The following is an 18,111-nucleotide window of genomic DNA, read 5'->3' on the forward strand; positions in this document are numbered from 1 at the left end:
AAGCCATCAGGCTGTTTTCAGATACGAAGAACTACCGGAGCAGGAAGATAAAAAGCAATAATAATTACTGAAGTGTTTGCAAGGAACTAATACCCTCTCCCCGCACTTTTCCGGTAAGCTACCGGGCTCTGGCCGTTGTATTTACGGAACTGACGGCTCAGGTGGCTTTCGTCGGTATAGCCCAGTTCACCTGCGATCTGGCTTACGGTAAGCGGACTGTGTGCCAGGCGTTGTTCTACCAGACGTACTTTGTATTGTGTAATATAGCGTTGCAGGCTCTCCCCGGTAAACTTCCTGAAATATTCGCTCACATAGTTGGCCGAAAGATTGAACCTTTCCGCAAGGTGTTCTATACGGAGCTTTTCGGGATTTCCGATATGTTCATGGATATACAGGAGTATACGGTTTATCAGCGGTTCCTGTTGCACATGGCCTGCAACGGTATCGTCCGTGACATTTCTGGATAGTATATTGAGTACCAGGGTAACAAGATGTTTCAGGTTTTCTTCATACAAGGGTGGTTTGTGGGTATATTCTTCTACCATATGGTGAATGAGCCCCGAGATCATCCGGCCGTCTTCCGGCCGTCTTATTTTTAATTCCCGGAAGCGGTTGTGATGAAAGAAAATGTGTTCCAGTTGTCGCAGCCATTCGGTGGTCCGCTCCTTTTCGGCCTTGGTTTTGCACTGTCCCAGGAACATTTCAGAAAAACGGATGGAACAAAAACGTGTGGGTTCTTCGATATCAAACCCCCGGCAATCCAGTGGCGTAAAGAGAAAAATACTGCCCTGGTCATAAGGAAAGTGATTGTTGTTGACCTCACGACTCCCCCTGCCCTCCAGGATCTGCACGATCTCAAAAAAGTGATAGACCAGCGGACGTTGACCCCAGCAATCCATATCGGATACATACAATTCAAAGGGACGATATAATACCTTTTGTTCCATAACCTGTAAAAGTACAAAAATAACCCCGTTTTGTATCTGTTTTGCCCTCCCCCGCTCTATTAACTTTGACCCTGTAAATCATCAAAAGCAAATTAGTTATGAGCATAAAAAGAACATTACTGGAACCTTTCCATACGCCTTCACTTCATCTTCGCAACCGGGTAGCTATGGCCCCTATGAGCAGACGGCGGTCCAAAAAAGGTATTCCCGGCCCCTCCACGGCCATCTATTACGGGCAACGGGCAGGCGCCGGACTTATTATTGCGGAAAATACCGCAGTGGCCCCCAACGGCATAGGCTACCTGCATACGCCGGGAATCTACAACGAAGCCCAGAAAGCGGGATGGAAACGGGTTACGGACGAAGTGCACCGCAAGGGCGGCAAAATAGTTATGCAACTCGTACATGCAGGCCGTATCGGCCACCCGGTAAACCATGAGGACGGTTCGCCCCTGGTAGCGCCTTCTGCCGTAAGGGCTACCGGGAGTATCCGCACCCTGAATCACGGCCATTTACCTATTCCCGAACCGGAGGGCCTGAGTACGGAAGGGGCAAAAGCTCTTGTAAACGCCCATATACAGGCTGCAATCCATGCCGTGGAAGCAGGTTTTGACGGGGTGGAGATACACGGGGCACACGGTTTTCTTCCGGAGCAGTTCCTGCATCCCCTGACTAACAGGAGAACAGATCGCTATGGCGGAAGCATTGCCAACAGGAGCCGTTTTTTACTGGAGATCATGGAAGGTGTGGTTGCCGCTATCGGAAAAGAACGTACGGGAATAAGGCTCTCCCCTTTTGCTACGATCAACGACCTGCCAGCTTATGAGGAGGAAAAGGCAACCCATGAATATATCATTGATGCGCTGCACGAAATGGATATTCTCTATATTCACCTGTCCGATCAGCCTGTAAATGGCAAGCCTTCCATAACCCCGGGTTATGTAAAAGAGGTCAGGGAGCGATTTCCAAACCTGCTGATCCTGGCCGGAGGGTATACGGCCGATTCTGCCGAAGCCGTATTACAGGCCGGGCAAGCCGACCTTATCGCTTTCGGCCGGCCGTTTATAGCCAATCCGGACCTGGTGGAACGTTTTCGTTACGGGACCTCTCTCGCCCCTGGAGATAAAGATACATACTACCAGGGCGGAGACAAGGGATATATTGATTATCCGGCCGTCTATGATACACCGGTAGTCTGAAAAGGAAAAAGGGTTTGTTTCTGGATGGAAGACCGGTGACCGGTGACGGATGACAGGTATATACATCGGTCATCGGTCCTCCGTCACCGGTCCTCCGTCTTCCGACAGGAATACTATAAACGTGCCTCAAGGTTCTATTTAAAATGCCGTTCCAGAAACCTAAGGGCATTCTCCGAAAAGATACGCGCCACAATTTCATCGGCCTCTATCCTGTTCTCCTTGACCCGGAGTTCAGGGGCATCAGATTCCATATAATTATAGGCATGCCGTTCCAGAAAATCGGCCAGGTAAGGCAGTTCTTCGGAGGTCCAGAAGCTGTTCAGGGGGTCTATAATGCCGTCGTAATCGGTGCCCAAAGCCATACAGTCCCAGGCAAACAGCCCGGCATGGTCCAGCACTTCCAGGATGTGTTGTACCTGGTACCACAACAATTCAGAACGATAGTGCATGATCTTGGATCGCCACACCGAATGTTTAACCTCTTCCAGGGTCTCTTTACCCGCTATCCGCCTTTCGTCCAATTGAAGCCCGAGTATTCCCTCGCTTTTCGCTATTCTGATGAGCTCGTCGTTAAAGATGTTGATATCCACCGGGTTCAGCTTTCCGGCAACCTCAGAACCTTCTGCGGTTTTGTCCCCGAAAGACCGGAGCCCGTTGGCCGCACCGTGACTCACAATGACCGGAACATCTTTAAACCCGGGATTATTTTCCAGCATCTGGTAGAACTCGTTCCGCGATACGGGGCTCATATGTTTTACATCAATGAGGATGCGTTTACCGTCAGTACGGTCCAGCAATCGGGTTATGATCTTCTTTCCCAGGGGTGTAAAACCGGTATTAAGCCCCTCTGTCTGATCTACCTTCTTTTTTACAAGGCCGCTGAAACTCTCCGAATGCCCGCATAGGTGGTTCCAGAAATGGTGGGCTACCGTGACGAAAAACGGAGGATGTTCCCAGTTTTTGAGCTTTTGAAGATTGTTTAAAAAGGATGCCTCCCCGGGCTTTTTGTCAATATCGGGGTTCAGTACGTGCATGCCTTCGATAGAAAGCACTACACATATGGTATTTATATTTTTGGAGGGTTGTTTTTGCAGCGCTTTGATCTCCGCATAGCTGTTGACTATCCGGTATGTGAATTTCCCTTCCGGCAAGCGGATGACCTTACCGTCCAGTTGCCGGTAAAAATCGTATTCCTGCTCGAGATCTTTAAAATAATTGGTCATTGCCTGGACGGCATCCACCCTGTTTTTTCCGATCCCAGTGGCAAAATTGGCCGTGATGTCGCGGATAAATTCATTTTTGATCCTGTTCACAAAAAACCATTTCTCTATGGGGTACAGGGAGGCACATATCACCCGGACCCCTCCCCTTGCAAGGCTTGTAAAATCCGATTGCCGGAACTTGGTGAGACCGGTCAGGTAATTGAGTATTTTGTCACCGATCGAAGGCGGATCGTGTTTCCAGATACTGTTCAGGCGGCTTCTATGGGGATGATTGATCCCCACGGGCTCGTAGTTAAAACTTTTTCCAAAGGGTTTTAAGGCCGCGTGGCAATGCAGGTCCACATAACCGTTTTTCCAGTCTTTATTTTTAAAATTGGCCATGGCGCATAAGATTTTGGACGGGTTAGTGTTGATGAAATGAACGGAAGCATGGAAATATAAAGTTACAAAAATACCTGCGTTAAGAAGTTGTCTAAGTTTTATTTCCTTCGGCAGGCTCAGGGCAACGCCTTCTTTTTTTTACGCATCTTTTTCATGTTAACAAAAGTAGGGTTAAAAGATTGACAGGAGATTGACCCGGTTACGCCGGAGGATTGAATGAGATTGAAATATTTAAAATCAATCTCTCCCACTATATTGTTAATATGCGTTATTTTATCACGAAGCGACAGAAATTTTTACAATAAATTTAACACGGTGTATGGAATAATAAGTTCTATTTTCGCGTTGAACACGATATATCCTTACTTGCCATTACCTTAAATTCTAACTTTCCAGCGGATATGAACAACGCTTCGGATACCGTTTTAGTCAAATTGTTGTCAGAAGGCAATGAGAGCGCATTTACTACGCTGTATTACAGGTATGTTGGAAAACTAAGGGCTTTCCTGATCCGTTTGAAGCTGGACAAGCACATGGACGACATTATCCAGGAGACCTTTATCATCATCTGGAAAAAGCGCCATGTACTCCAGGTCTCCCGGTCGCCGGAAGCCTATATCTTTACCATAGCTAAGAACCTGGCCCTGAAATCCCTGAAAATTGAACTGCAACTTGCAGTTTCCGATCTTCCCGACACCGAGATCCCCGACCTGGCAGATGCTGAGAGTGCCATGACCAGGGAAGCCTTCCACCGGGCACTGGAAGCCTCCATTGAAAAATTACCCGACCGCCCCCGGGAGATCCTTATCCTAAAGCGAATCAAAGGGCTGTCTACCGAAGAAATTGCCCGCGAACTCGGTATCAGTAAAAGCACGGTAGAAAACCATATGAACCGCGCCCTGGCCACACTAAAGGAAGAACTTTCCAGTTTTTCTGCCATCTCCCTGTTATTCCTGGAAATCTATTTTCTGAATTGATACGAGTGTTCCGGTGTTCCAGTATCCGGGTATATGAATGTTCCGATCTATAACTAAACAAAGACCCGAACACTCGTGTACTCAAAAACTCATTTTTAACATCCATTTAACAAAAAAGCATTAGGTGTTTTTGCACTTCTGCGGATATATCTTATAACGAAGGCCTAAAAAGCAATACAAATGGACCAACTAAAAGTTTTGTGGCAAAAATATCTCCGGGGGGAATTGTCGGGCGAAGAAACCAGGCAATTGCTGGAAGCTATGGAAAAGGAAGAAAACCGCCTGCTGTTTTCCCTGCTCATGAAAGAAGAATGGGAGGCTTCCGAAATACAGGAGAAAACCGTTTCGGACCGTAAGCTATTGAACAAGATCAGGAAAGGACTCGGAATGAAACAACAGTCTGCACCCCCTTCGCGAAGGACCTTCATCTATACCGCAGCGGCCTGTCTGCTACTGCTGTTGGGGGGCTGGTGGGCCTTTGTTCAAAAAGATTTCATCAGGCTGGAAGTAGCTGCGGGACAACCGGCAAGTGCCTTTACCCTGCCCGACGGTTCTGTAATATGGCTCAATTCGGCCACCGTACTGGAATACCGTAAAGATTTTACAGAGGCCAGGGACATAAGGCTGGACGGGGAAGCATATTTTAATGTGTCTCCGGACAGCAACCATCCTTTTAGTGTACAATTTCGAAACAATAAACTCGTGGTTACCGGGACCCGTTTTGTGATAAAATCATATGCCGGAGAAGAACTATCGCAGGTCAATGTGGAAGAAGGGAGTGTAAAAGTCTATCACGATTCCGGCACTACGGACCTGTTAAGGAATAACAGCCTTATTATTGATGAGAACAAGGATACGGCAACATTCCATGTATCTGACTTTGCCGGGGCCGATTCCTGGAAAGACGGTCTGTTGAGTTTCAGGAATAGTTCTCTGGACGAAACCCTGAACACCCTCGAAAGGTATTACGGCATACATATCGATACCGGTACACTTTCCGGCACCGCGGCAACAAAGCACATCACTGCAACATACCCCGCCGGGACATCGCTTAAAGAAGTTATGAACGGCCTGAGCGACCTCCTGGACCTCCATTATGAATTTACGGGTCCCGGAACGCTGAAAATCTACGAAACACAAGATATGGAACACCCCTGAATCTTTTCTGCCTCTTTATCGTCAAACAACTATAAACATTAAATCCAAAACAAACGTATGATGAATCTTTTATGTAAAAGAGCAACCCTCTTTGTGCTTATAATTTGCGGCCATATCCCCACATTGATGGCCCAGGAGGGCAATATTCCGGATAATGTCAGGGTACGCCTCAAGCCGGGGAGTTTACGGTCTGTCCTCGAACAGGTACAACAACAGACCTCCTATTCCTTTGCCTATAATAACGAAGAAATAGACCGGGTATCTGACGCGGGAATAAAACAGGGAGAATACAGCCTTGCCGATCTGTTAAAAACGCTGAAACAAAAATATCAGCTGAATTTTAAGAACAGGAACGGGGTGATCTATGTAAAGCGAAAAAAGTCCGGCACCCTCCGAAGCATAAAAGGCCGTGTGCTGGACGAATCTGGCGGGCCCCTTCCCCAGGCCAATGTCCTGGAAAAGGGTACTTCTAACGGTGTGGTAACGGATATGAACGGGAATTTCAATATCCGGATTTCGGCCGAAGATGCCGTTCTGGCCGTTTCCTACCTGGGATATTTGTCGCGCGAGATCCGGCCGGGAAACAAAACCGCGATCAACGTAGATCTCGAACCGGACGCTGCCCTGCTCGACGAGGTGGTGGTCACGGACCGGCGGAACATTGCGGAGATCAAAAAACCGCAGATGAGCGTCAACCGGCTCTCCGCAGAACAGATCAGGAAAATTCCGGCGGTGCTCGGGGAGACCGACCCGTTAAAGTCGCTGTTACAGCTTCCGGGAGTGACCAATGCCGGGGAAGCCTCTTCGGGCTTTAATGTCCGCGGGGGTGCTGCCGATCAAAACCTGATCTTGCTGGATGGTTCCCCTATTTTCAGCGACTCCCACCTTTTCGGCTTCTTCTCCGTGTTCAATGCCGACGCCATCAGTGATATGGAACTCTATAAAGGCGGTATTCCTTCAACTTTCGGCGGGCGCGTTTCTTCCGTGCTGGACGTGCATCAAAAAACCGGGGACTACCAGGGTTTCCACATGAACGGCGGCATCGGATTGATATCGAGCAGGCTATTGGCGGAAGGACCATTTGCAAAAGGAAAGGGTTCGTTTCTCGTCGCCGGAAGAAGTTCTTATGCACATCTCTTTTTAAAACTGGCAGACAATGATAATTCTGCATATTTCTACGACCTGAATACAAAACTGAATTACAGGTTAAATGAAAACAATACCCTGTATTTCTCCGGTTACTTCGGCCGGGATATTTTCAACTTCAATAAAAGTTTTTCCAGCTCATACGGAAATACCATGGCCAACCTCCGGTGGAAACACGATTTTTCCGATAAGCTGAGTTCCGATCTCTCCCTGATATACAGTGACTATCGCTTTGGCTTGGAACTGGATGCCCAGGATTTTCAATGGGACAATACTATTGAAACGTACAGCGCAAAATACGATCTGAGACACCATTTATCAGATAATTTCAGCCTGCACTACGGCGCCCATGCTACATATTACGACTTTAATCCCGGTACGTTAAAGCCGAAGGGAGAAGACTCCGGGATCAATTTTGAACAGCTGGATAAAAAATATGCCCTGGAGCCGGCCTTTTATATCGATGCCGAACATAAGATCTCTGAAAAACTATCGGTAAGGTATGGCCTGCGATACAGCATGTTCTATCGCTATGGGGAGCAGGATGTCAATGTTTATGAAGATGACCGGGCAGTAGTCTTTAACCCGGATTTCCACATCTATGAAGAAGGAACCCCTGTGGGCTCAACACATTACGGCAGTGGAGAGACCATTGCCAGTTTTGATAACCTGGAACCCCGCATAGGGATTTCCTATGCCTTGAATGATAATGCATCCATAAAAGCCAGCTACAACAGAATGTCGCAATACCTGCATCTGCTCTCCAATACCCAATCCCCGACTCCTATAAATATCTGGACGCCCAGCGGCCCTTTTATAGAACCACAACTGCTGGACCAGGTAGCATTGGGGTTTTTTAAAAATTTCAGGGATGAAGCCTATTCTCTGGAAACCGAAGTCTTTTATAAAAAAGTAAAGAACCGCATCGATTATATCGATGGTGCAGACCTTATTGCCAATAACGATATAGAACAGGTGATCCTGAACGGGAAAGCCCGTTCTTATGGTCTGGAGGTATTGCTGCGCAAAAATACCGGAAGGCTCACAGGATGGCTCTCCTATACCCTCTCCCGTGCCGAACAAAAAACGGTGGGGCGTACTCCCGAAGAACCGGGGATCAACAATGGCGACTGGTACCTGTCTCCCTACGATAAGCTGCATAACCTGTCTTTAACCGGAGGGTATGAACTCAATGAAAAATGGTCTTTGGGAGGAAGTTTTACATTTCAGACCGGGCAAACGTACACCTATCCAAAAGGACAGTACGAGATCGGGGGAATTATGGTGCCCAATTACACATCGCGGAACGAAGACAGGCTCCCCTCCTATCACCATCTGGACGTTTCGGCGACTTATACGCCGAAACCAAAAAAGAAAAAGGGCTGGCAGGGCGAATGGGTCTTTAGTATCTATAACCTTTACAGTCGGAAAAATTCAGCTTCCGTCAGCTTCCGGCCCAATGAAGATACCGGTATTAACGAAGCGGTCCGCCTTTCCATATTTGGCATTATTCCCAGTGTAACCTATAACTTTAAATTTTAAAACATGGCCTCTTTTAAATATATATTTCTTTTCGTCGTACTTGCGGGTTTAACTTCATGCGAAGACACCGTTAATGTTGACCTGGACACCGCCGAGCCGCGCCTGGTCATCGACGCCGGTATAGGGTGGGTAAAAGGCACTGACGGAAGCCGGCAAACCGTTAAACTGAGCACAACCACCGATTATTACACCTCCGAGATCCCCCCGGTTTCCAATGCCGTGGTGTCTATAACTAACAGTGATGGCACCCGCTTTGATTTTAAAGAAACACCCGGAACCGGAATATATGTCTGCACCAATTTCATCCCTGTTATCGGCGAGACCTACGAGCTGACCGTTACGGTAGATGAACAGACCTATACAGCCAGCGAACAGCTTATAAGCGTTCCCGGGATTACACGTATAGAACAGGACAATGAAACAGGATTCGGGGGCGATGAGATCGAGGTTACATTTTATTATCAGGACAACGCCGAAGAAGATAATCATTACATGGCCAGGTTTGACGCTGATGTTCTTGTGAACCCGGAATACGATATCGATAGTGATAAATTTACACAGGGCAATGAAATGTTTGACAGTTTCAGTCATGAAGACCTCGAAGCCGGAGATAGTATCGATATAAGCCTGAGCGGGATCTCCGAACGTTTTGATAACTATATGTCCCTGATCCTGGAAGCTGAAGAAAGCGGCCCTTTTGGCACACCACCTGCCAACATACGGGGAAATATTATAAACACAACTGCTGAAGAGAATTTTGCCTACGGTTATTTCAGGCTTTCTGAAGTAGATAAAACCTTATATGTGGTAGAGTGATTCAAAGCGTCTCATAGTCTACTTTAAGCCCTCCTCTTCGAAAGCCTGTACTGAGCTTTCCGAAGCGGAGGCTTCCCTGAGAAAAAAGAGTTTAACAGAAAACAAGCCCCTTAAAAGAAACCTGCAACTGGTAACCGGAAACCCGCAACAAAAACACAAAATCCAATGAAAAAAACACTACAACCCACCATAGAGATATTCAGTACCAACATTACCGACCCGGTTGTAGCCGACATATGCACCCTGGTATTATCTCATCACTTCCCCCGCACCCGTATTGATTTTGACCTGGAAGACAGTGACCGCATCCTCAGGGTCGAAGGCAGGGAGATCGATGCGGAGAAGATCATAGCAGTGCTTGCTTCCCTGGAGATAAACTGTATGCTGCTGGAATATTAGCCCCCGGAACAGAAAAGGCTGTCCCCGGTAATAAATAACCTGTGGGACAGCCTCCGTAAATATGGTTTGACCCGGTTTTGCTAAAACAGATTTTCCAAACATGCTTTAGAAAACAGGGTGCTTTGGAATTTTATTATTTTATCTCTACGAGTTCCAGGTCAAAAACCAGGTCGTACCCGGCAAGGGGATGGTTTCCATCCAGGACCACATGGTCTTCTTCAACTTTTGAAACGCGTAACTGGTATTCCGAGCCATCGGGATTTTTGGCCACCAGCCCCATACCCACCTCGGGGGTGATATTGGGAGGCAATTCTTCTTTTTTTACGGAATGAAAGAGCTCGTCACGAATTTCGCCATAAGCCTCTTCCTTGGGGATGGTTACGGTTTTCTTTTCGTTCACCTCCATATCTATAAGCCCTTTTTCAAAGCCGGGGATCAGGCTTCCTTGTCCCAGTTGTACTTCCAGGGGATCCCGGTCCACAGAGCTGTCAAACACCTGTCCGTTTTCTAGTTTTCCCGTGTAATGTACTCTTACCGTGTCGTTTGCTTTAACTTTAGTCATAAATGAAATATATCTAATTTTTAGTCCTTTAGCTACAAAGGTAAGATTTCTGAATTTCCCTCCAAGGAATATATTATGATAAATTCCTGATTATGACCAATTTTCCCGTGCTTAGCTTCCAGGTTCGTGCTTTTTAGCTTTCCCCGGGCCGTTTTTAAATCGTAATACGGCGCCTCCTGGCAGTAATTTCCCAGACCTCTGCTTTTTTGCCTTTCCTGATCACGGAAACCTCGTCGTGGAGGTTGATCGTGGGACATATATGATACGGCACACCATACAGCACATCCCCTACTTTGATATTTTCCCAGTCCTGTACCCGGAGGACCCCGTGTTCTTCACTCTGCGAAAGAAGTTCGTAACCAGACAGGTTCAGGAACCTTACCCTGTTGTGGATAGGGTTTTCTGAAGCTACGGCCTTATGCCCGAGGTCTATGGTCACTATACCATTTGTGGGTTTGGAAATGACCCGGCTTACGAGGAGTACGGCAAATTTAAAGTCCTGCTCCGTAAGTTTTTCGTTATACCCCCAGTCCCAGAACACACAGGTTCCCGGGCTGCATATCCGCTCCTTCTCCTTTAAATGTGAAGTAAAAGAAGGCGTTCCGCCCGATATAAGCTCCAGGTGCGGCCTGTTTTTCTTCAGGCTTTTATACAGGGCAAGAATGTCCCGGAACCCCTCCTCTACCTTGTGTTTCCGGGTCGGGTAGTCCTGGTCCCGATGATGTCCGTCATAAACATGTAATCCTTTTAAAATTAAATGATTAAAATTATTTATCTCATCAATCAATTTATAAAGTTCCGGCCCCGGCTCTATCCCCGACCTGTTCATCCCGTTATTGATATCCACATAGATCTTTACCGGCTTATTACCTCGCTTTCCCGCTTCCATATCCAGCCCTGCCGCAGATTCCGGATTGTCCACTATGGTAGAAAATTCCGTAGCCGGAAAACGTTGGGCAAGCGTAAAAAGCCTTTTCACCTTTGGCCCTACAAGCTGATGTGCTATTAAAACACTGTCTGCACCTTCCTCCGCTGCCATTTCTGCTTCTGCTATGGTCGAAGCCTTGAAATTCTTTATCCCCAGCCCGATCATACGCTTTATCACTTCAGGCATTTTATTGGTCTTGATGTGAGGGCGTAACCTACGGGTATCACCTCCGGTCATTTCCAGCATTTTATGGAGATTGTAGGCCAGGTGGCCCTCATACAATACGGCCGACGGGGAATCGACTTCTGCTATATTACTTATGGTAAACCACGGTTTCATAAAAGTTGTTTTAAGGGTTGTAAACAGCCTCAAAATTAACTAAAACCGCTGTATTTCCGGCAGCTTTTATCCGGAAGTGATTTACGTTTTTCTTTCCGGGCTCTCTGTGTCACTTTGTACCTGCTTTGTGAACCTTTGTGGTAAAACAAGGCTTACGACATAACTCAATAATCACACACCCATTCAATAAATCTCTATAAGTCTTTGTAAATCAGCACATTTACCCTCCTGTTATCATCCGTCAGAACAAAAAACATCAAAATAAAATTGTGTAACCGAATGGTTTTATATAGATTTGTAACCAAAATGTTACATATAAGATGAGGAGAGATGTATTCCAGGCCATAGCCGACCCTAACCGGAGGGCGATCATTCACTTACTGGCCAGTGAAAGACTTACCGTCAATCAGATCGCAGATAATTTTAATGTGAGCCGGCCGGCCATATCCAAACATATCAAGATACTTACGGAATGCGGACTGGTAGCGATCAAGCCACAGGGCAGGGAAAGATATTGCGAGGCGAAGTTCGGTAAATTAAGGGAAGTATCGGAATGGATAGAACAATACCGGAAATTCTGGAACAGCAAGCTGGATGCCCTGGAAGATTTTCTGGACAACAATTAAAAGCCTCCACCCTGCTCCGCAAAGAAGATAAAACCATTTAAACTCAAGTATTTTATGAAAAACGATCCATTAATCATTGAACGGACGCTGAATGCTCCCGTAGAAAAGGTATGGCAGGCCCTTACCGTTAAAGAGCAGATGAAGCAATGGTACTTTGACCTGGCAGAATTTCGTCCCGAAGTAGGGTTTAAATTCCAGTTTATGGCAGGAAAAGATGAAAAGATGTATCTTCACTTGTGCCAGGTAACCGAAGTCGTGGAGAACAGGAAATTGTCCTACACCTGGCGTTACGATGGCTATGAGGGAAACTCACACGTTATTTTTGAATTGTTCCCTGAAGGGGACCGAACCCGGATAAAGCTCACCCACGAAGGCCTGGAGACCTTCCCGGAAAGCAACCCGGACCTGGCCCCGGAAAACTTTGCCGAAGGCTGGACGTATATTATGGGTACGGCACTCCCCGGTTTTGTGGAAAGCGTTGTAAAAGGATAAAGTATCTCCCGGGACGGCGGACCGATACGGCAGGAATGCCCGGAAGTATCGGTCAGCCTGTCTGGAGACCGGATTAATTAAACCGCTCCTATGGATTTGAGATCTGCAGGTTTATATCAGACTGAAAGTCTGTCTGCCACGGATTCACGAATCATTTTTTAACTATTAATATATATCAGTGTATTCGTGGCAAAAGCTATAGAAGCTAAAGTAACCGCAATGAAATTGCAGGGCTTGAACCTTTAACTTGATAATCAAATAACGATGACGACAAACAGATCAAACTGTGTTGAAGCACAAATGCTTATCCGAAAGCCTGTTGCTACCGTTTTTCAGGCATTTATCGATCCGGAGATCACCCGGAACTTCTGGTTTACCAAAGGAAGCGGTAGTCTCGAACCGGGAAAATCCGTGACCTGGGAATGGGAAATGTACGGCTTTTCTACCGATGTTTTCGTAAAGGAAATAAAGGCTGATAAATTGATATCCATCACATGGAACTCCCCTCCTACCACAGTCGATTTCGAATTTACGCCCCATGGAGGCCATGCCACCTATGTAGTGATCCGCAACTACGGATTTGACAAGGAAGGAGATGAACTACTCCGGGTTATCATGGATTCCACCGGAGGGTTTACTACCGTATTGGACGGACTTAAAGCCTACCTCGAACACGGAATACAACTTAATCTTATTGCCGACAAGTTCCCCGACCGGAACATTAAGTAAAAAATAGTAAACCTACATTTCATTTTTGCTTTGTTTGTCATCAGAAAACAAGGGGTACTTCCTGTTGTTTAATGAGATATAGTGAAATAAATACCTTACCGGAAGTATGGCTTTAATTTGAAGAGTTGATAACGATCAGCTCTTTTTTTTACAGATCACATTGGTTTATATCGACAATTTTTATAATTTGCAATCCCGATTGTCCGGATATTTCCGTATATTTACTGTAAGAGGACAGGGTTTAAAACAGCAGAAGATGACCGAAGTTACCCGTATTTTTGACATCCCCCATTACCAACTCAAAACATATGATCTTAAAGATGCTTTAGTAACCAAGCAGAACGGTGAATGGAAAAAGACCTCCAGTGCAGACTACGTAGAAAAAGCGGCTGCAATAAGCAGGGGGCTTCTGAGAATAGGGCTGGAGAAAAATGACAAGATAGCCATAATCTCTTCCAACAACCGTACTGAGTGGCATATCCTCGATATCGGGATACTTCAGACAGGCGCACAGACCGTCCCCATCTATCCTACCATTTCTGAAGAAGACTACCAATATATACTGAACCATTCAGGGGCTGTTTATTGTTTTGTGTCTGATGAAGAGGTGCTGGTCAAGGTCAATGCTATACAGAGCAAGGTACCTGCACTGAAGGAAGTGTATTCATTCGATAAGATCGACGGTATAAAACACTGGACAGAGATCCTGGAACAGGGAAAGGACGATGCTAACCAGGAAGAAGTAGAAGCCAGGAAAAAATCCATAAAACCGGAAGACCTTGCCACATTGATCTACACTTCCGGAACTACCGGAAGGCCCAAGGGAGTTATGTTGTCGCACAACAACCTTGTATCTAACGTGCTGAGTTGTTCTGAAAGGGTGCCGCTCAATGCAGGAAATTCCAGGGCCTTGAGCTTCCTCCCCATCTGCCATGTTTTTGAGCGTATGGTGGTTTACCTGTATCAATATTACGGGATCTCCGTTTATTTCGCCGAATCCATAGATAAAATGGGAGACAATCTCAAGGAGGTAAGCCCCAATGTCATGACCGTAGTGCCGAGGCTTCTGGAAAAAGTGTATGACAAGATATACGCCAAAGGCGCGGAGCTTACGGGCATTAAGAAAAAACTCTTTTTCTGGGCGCTGGAACTCGGAGAAAAATATCAGCCATACAAAGCTAACGGTTGGTGGTACGAATGGCAGCTGAGCCTTGCCCGTAAGCTGATCTTTAGTAAGTGGCAGCAGGCTTTGGGAGGCCAACTGGATGTCATGGTTTCTGGTGCCGGGGCCTTACAACCCAGGTTAGGCAGGGCATTTGCAGCAGCCGGTATTCCCGTTATGGAAGGCTATGGCCTTACCGAAACATCACCGGTAATTGCCGTGAACTGCCAGGAAAACCGTGGATGGAAAATAGGAACTGTGGGAAAAATAATCCCGGGAGTGGAAGTGAAAATAGCCGAAGACGGGGAAATACTGTGTAAGGGCCCCAATGTAATGATGGGGTATTACAAGGAACCCGAAAAAACGGAAGCGTCCATGACCAACGGGTATTTCCATACCGGGGATATCGGAGAAGTGGACGAAGAAGGTTTTTTACGGATCACTGACCGGAAAAAGGAAATGTTCAAGACGTCCGGGGGGAAATATATTGCCCCGCAGATCATCGAGAACGAAATGAAACAATCGCGTTTTATAGAGCAGATCATGGTTATCGGGGAAGGCGAAAAATTGCCTGCCGCTTTTATACAGCCCAATTTTGAGTTTATCAAAGAATGGGCGGCACGGAAAAAGATCGATATTGGCACGACAAACCAGGAGATCGTAAAAAATCAGGAGGTCATAGCCCGCTATGCTGAAGAGATTGCACGGTACAATAAAAAATTCGGCCATTGGGAACAGATCAAGAAATTTGAACTGACCCCCGATGTATGGTCCATCGAAAGCGGCCACCTTACGCCTACATTAAAACTGAAACGAAAGATCATCCGGGAAATACACAAAGACCTGTATGACAAGATCTATAATCACGAAAACGGAAACAAAAAGTAAAAACATGATATAAGATAAGAGATCCGGCACCACTCCTCCCCCTGCGTATTGCCGGAATATAGTGAAAGAAGTCCTTAAAAAATTGTTTGGGTGCTATGTGCCCCACCGGCCTAATCGGGTATTGTTTTCCTAAATTTGTTTTTTCATAATCAAAAACTACCTCACTCTCGACCACCCGGACAACAAGCAAACCAAAATTTTTAAGGACTTTTGTTTTTTTAGTCTTGGAGTTGATGAGTAGAGTAGTTCCGGAGTTAAAAAGATTATTTTTTCTCCCCTTGAGGGGAGATGCCATGGTTACTGAGCTTGCCGAAGCAAAGGCAGAGGGGTGTAAACTCCCCAACTCCAAAACTAAAAAACTATTTCTCTTCTTCCACTTTCGGGCCATACTTATTGAACAGTTCCAGCGGGCTGTCCAGCTCTACTTTCAATACGGTCATATAAGTGTCAATAACATTTTCCGGGACTTTGATATATGCGATACCCGGATATTTGGCCCAGTCTATCGCCCCCTTGGTATAAAAGTCCAGTTGCTCTCCGCTGCCTACTACGCTGACAGAATTGATCTTGTTCTTAACTCCTTTCAGCACCAGTTCGTTTTCTGATGTTCCGGGCACAAAAAGATAAAGGGTTTTCCGGTCTTTGGACAAGGTGGTCGGCCCGTAGAAATAGTGCAGGTCTATTCCCTTTCGGGTAGCATAGATCGCTTCTTTGTGTTTGTTGAGCCATTGTCCCAGTTCCTTTAAAATATGTACCTGCTCTTCCGGGATTTCCCCGTTTGCTTTAGGACCGATATCCAGCAGCAGGTTACCGCCCATGCTTACCATATCTACAAAGATCCGGACCACCTCATAAGGGGTTTTATATTCGGTATCCAGAGGTTGATAACCCCAGCTCCCGTTCATGGTAAGGCAAAGTTCCCAGTATTTTGCAGGGGGATTGAATATCGGGGTCCCCTGTTCCGGTGTGGAATAGTCTCCATGCCCCTGTAACCTGGAATTAATGATAGTGTTCGGGTTGTTCTTAAGCAATAGCTCCCTCACCTTCGGGGCCTCCCACTCTTCAGCACTGTGCTCCCAGTCGCCGTCGAACCACCACAGGTCGGGGTTAAAGTTCTCTGCCACTTCCCGTATCTGTCCGAACATGTATTTTTTGTAACGCTCCCAACGCCTGGGCTCTTTCTTAATGTCGTAGCGTTTTTCTTCGCGGGTAAATTCGTTGTAATCCTTGTGAGACCAATTGGAAAGGGAATAATACATCCCTACCTTAATATCCCTGGCTTTTATGGCATTTACAAATGGAGTTACCAGGTCGCGTTTGGCCGGGGTGTCTTTTATGGTATTCACGCCCCCCTGTTTGCTGTTCCACAGGGCCACTCCGTCGTGATGGCGGGAAGTGAGCACGGCATACTGCGCCCCGCTCTCTTTAATGAGGTCTGCCCAGTACTCCGGATCGTATTTGTCCGCCGTAAAACCGCGGAGCTGTTTCATATAATCCTTATGAGATATTTTGTCGTTATAAAAAGACCAGGATTCGTCGATCCCGTTTACCGCATAGATCCCCCAATGGATAAATATTCCCAGTTTGGCATCGGCAAACCATTCCATTTTACGCTCATCGACCGCATCCGATAGTTTTTCATTACCCTGTCCATAACCCATAACGGACAGTACACAAAAAGATAAGGCAAGTAAGTAGTTTAATTTTTTCATCTGGACCATAAATTATAAAAACGTGTTCGAAAACAAATATACGCTTTTGTTCGGTATCCCGGTAATCGGTAATCAGCGGTCAGTAATCCAGTATTCGGTGATCGGTATGACCGTTTTACTGACCACCCTTTTGCATTTCCTTTAAATTATTGTTAAGGCATCAGGTCTTGCAGGTTTTTGTTAAAAAAATGTCATAAATTAATAGTCCTTGCTGTTGATAGTGAAATTTAAGTTTTATTTATTATGCATGCATAGCAAATTTTTGTATATTTGGCATTCAGGCCCATCCAGATGAAACGAACATGATTTTTTTTAATCAAAAACTACCCGGAGGGTGTGATTAAAAAAACTTTATGTAAGAGTGTAGCGGTGCTATCTGTGCAATAAATTTTTTGCACATTTCATCTTCGCAAAAAATTTTAAATGCATGAAAGACAAAACCATAGATTATGCCCTGAGGGCTACCTGGCAGGCCGTCGCCAGGATGTATAACGAAGAAGCCGGTAAATACGACACAACGATGGCCACCGGGTTTACCCTGCTGAGCATTGACCGGGAAAAGGGAACCCCTTCCACCTCGCTCGGGCCTAAAATGGGAATGGAAGCTACCAGCCTCTCCAGGATATTGAAAAACATGGAATCCAAAGGGCTTATTGAACGCAAGCCCAACCCTGAGGACGGCCGGAGCGTGCTTATATGTCTCACCGAACTGGGCAGGGAAAAAAGGGAACAGTCCAAGACGGTGGTGCTGAAATTCAACGAGGTTGTCCAGGAGCAGGTTTCCGAAGAAAAGCTCCGCCATTTTTTTGAGGTTATCGAAGTGATCAATAATCTTATTGTAGAAAAAAAGATATACCGGTAAAAGAATGAAGTACAAAGTACAAA

General features: G+C 46.2%; 16 protein-coding genes. 11 read left to right on the forward strand and 5 right to left on the reverse strand.

What is annotated here, in order from left to right:
• Window positions 1–86: 86 nt before the first annotated feature.
• Window positions 87–947: a helix-turn-helix domain-containing protein gene (locus KN811_RS03985; protein ID WP_187967206.1), complete on the reverse strand. Its 861-nt coding sequence runs from the start codon at window positions 945–947 to the stop codon at window positions 87–89.
• A gap of 98 nt (window positions 948–1,045) precedes the next feature.
• Here KN811_RS03985 and KN811_RS03990 point away from each other — a divergent pair, with 98 nt between their 5' ends.
• A complete protein-coding gene (locus KN811_RS03990) occupies window positions 1,046–2,146 on the forward strand; it encodes an alkene reductase (RefSeq protein WP_187967205.1) in 1,101 nt (366 codons plus the stop codon).
• Between the two features lie 134 nt (window positions 2,147–2,280).
• Here the strand turns inward: KN811_RS03990 and KN811_RS03995 are convergent, their stop codons facing one another.
• Entirely contained in the window at window positions 2,281–3,750 is a 1,470-nt protein-coding gene (locus KN811_RS03995) for a membrane dipeptidase (protein WP_187967204.1), read from the reverse strand.
• Between the two features lie 401 nt (window positions 3,751–4,151).
• Between KN811_RS03995 and KN811_RS04000 the strand changes: the two genes are divergently transcribed.
• The 5 genes from KN811_RS04000 (at window position 4,152) to KN811_RS04020 (ending at window position 9,788) form a co-directional block, all read left to right on the forward strand.
• Entirely contained in the window at window positions 4,152–4,727 is a 576-nt protein-coding gene (locus KN811_RS04000) for an RNA polymerase sigma factor (RefSeq protein WP_187967203.1), read from the forward strand.
• Between the two features lie 180 nt (window positions 4,728–4,907).
• A complete protein-coding gene (locus KN811_RS04005; RefSeq protein WP_187967202.1) occupies window positions 4,908–5,885 on the forward strand; it encodes a FecR family protein in 978 nt (325 codons plus the stop codon).
• Between the two features lie 57 nt (window positions 5,886–5,942).
• Window positions 5,943–8,573 carry a TonB-dependent receptor gene (locus KN811_RS04010; protein WP_247716393.1) on the forward strand — a complete coding sequence of 877 codons (2,631 nt, stop codon included), beginning with the start codon at window positions 5,943–5,945 and terminating at the stop codon, window positions 8,571–8,573.
• Window positions 8,574–8,576: 3 nt separating this feature from the next.
• A complete protein-coding gene (locus KN811_RS04015; RefSeq protein ID WP_187967284.1) occupies window positions 8,577–9,389 on the forward strand; it encodes a DUF4249 domain-containing protein in 813 nt (270 codons plus the stop codon).
• A 165-nt stretch (window positions 9,390–9,554) separates the two neighbouring features.
• Window positions 9,555–9,788 carry a hypothetical protein gene (locus KN811_RS04020; RefSeq protein WP_187967283.1) on the forward strand — a complete coding sequence of 78 codons (234 nt, stop codon included), beginning with the start codon at window positions 9,555–9,557 and terminating at the stop codon, window positions 9,786–9,788.
• A gap of 133 nt (window positions 9,789–9,921) precedes the next feature.
• Here the strand turns inward: KN811_RS04020 and KN811_RS04025 are convergent, their stop codons facing one another.
• A complete protein-coding gene (locus tag KN811_RS04025) occupies window positions 9,922–10,350 on the reverse strand; it encodes an FKBP-type peptidyl-prolyl cis-trans isomerase (RefSeq protein ID WP_187967282.1) in 429 nt (142 codons plus the stop codon).
• 154 nt (window positions 10,351–10,504) lie between these two features.
• Window positions 10,505–11,617, reverse strand: coding sequence for a D-TA family PLP-dependent enzyme (locus KN811_RS04030; protein WP_187967281.1), 1,113 nt, complete (start codon window positions 11,615–11,617; stop codon window positions 10,505–10,507).
• Between the two features lie 320 nt (window positions 11,618–11,937).
• Between KN811_RS04030 and KN811_RS04035 the strand changes: the two genes are divergently transcribed.
• The 4 genes from KN811_RS04035 to KN811_RS04050 all read left to right on the forward strand — a co-directional run bounded on the left by KN811_RS04035 (window position 11,938) and on the right by KN811_RS04050 (window position 15,514).
• Window positions 11,938–12,243, forward strand: coding sequence for an ArsR/SmtB family transcription factor (locus KN811_RS04035; RefSeq protein WP_187967280.1), 306 nt, complete (start codon window positions 11,938–11,940; stop codon window positions 12,241–12,243).
• A gap of 54 nt (window positions 12,244–12,297) precedes the next feature.
• Window positions 12,298–12,735 carry an SRPBCC family protein gene (locus tag KN811_RS04040; protein WP_187967279.1) on the forward strand — a complete coding sequence of 146 codons (438 nt, stop codon included), beginning with the start codon at window positions 12,298–12,300 and terminating at the stop codon, window positions 12,733–12,735.
• A gap of 264 nt (window positions 12,736–12,999) precedes the next feature.
• Window positions 13,000–13,464, forward strand: a complete 465-nt coding sequence (locus KN811_RS04045) for an SRPBCC family protein (RefSeq protein ID WP_187967278.1) — start codon at window positions 13,000–13,002, stop codon at window positions 13,462–13,464.
• 256 nt (window positions 13,465–13,720) lie between these two features.
• Entirely contained in the window at window positions 13,721–15,514 is a 1,794-nt protein-coding gene (locus KN811_RS04050; RefSeq protein WP_187967277.1) for an AMP-dependent synthetase/ligase, read from the forward strand.
• Window positions 15,515–15,873: 359 nt separating this feature from the next.
• On the opposite strand, the gene KN811_RS04055 is transcribed toward KN811_RS04050, so the two are convergent.
• Complete coding sequence (locus KN811_RS04055; RefSeq protein WP_187967276.1) at window positions 15,874–17,226, reverse strand: alpha-L-fucosidase; 1,353 nt, start codon at window positions 17,224–17,226, stop codon at window positions 15,874–15,876.
• A gap of 427 nt (window positions 17,227–17,653) precedes the next feature.
• Between KN811_RS04055 and KN811_RS04060 the strand changes: the two genes are divergently transcribed.
• On the forward strand, window positions 17,654–18,088 hold the full coding sequence (locus KN811_RS04060) for a MarR family winged helix-turn-helix transcriptional regulator (protein WP_187967275.1): 435 nt from the start codon (window positions 17,654–17,656) through the stop codon (window positions 18,086–18,088).
• The last annotated feature ends 23 nt before the right edge of the window (window positions 18,089–18,111 follow it).

It is taken from the genome of Sinomicrobium weinanense, from assembly GCF_018863395.1.
In the GTDB taxonomy this organism is placed as follows: Bacteria; Bacteroidota; Bacteroidia; order Flavobacteriales; family Flavobacteriaceae; genus Sinomicrobium; species Sinomicrobium weinanense.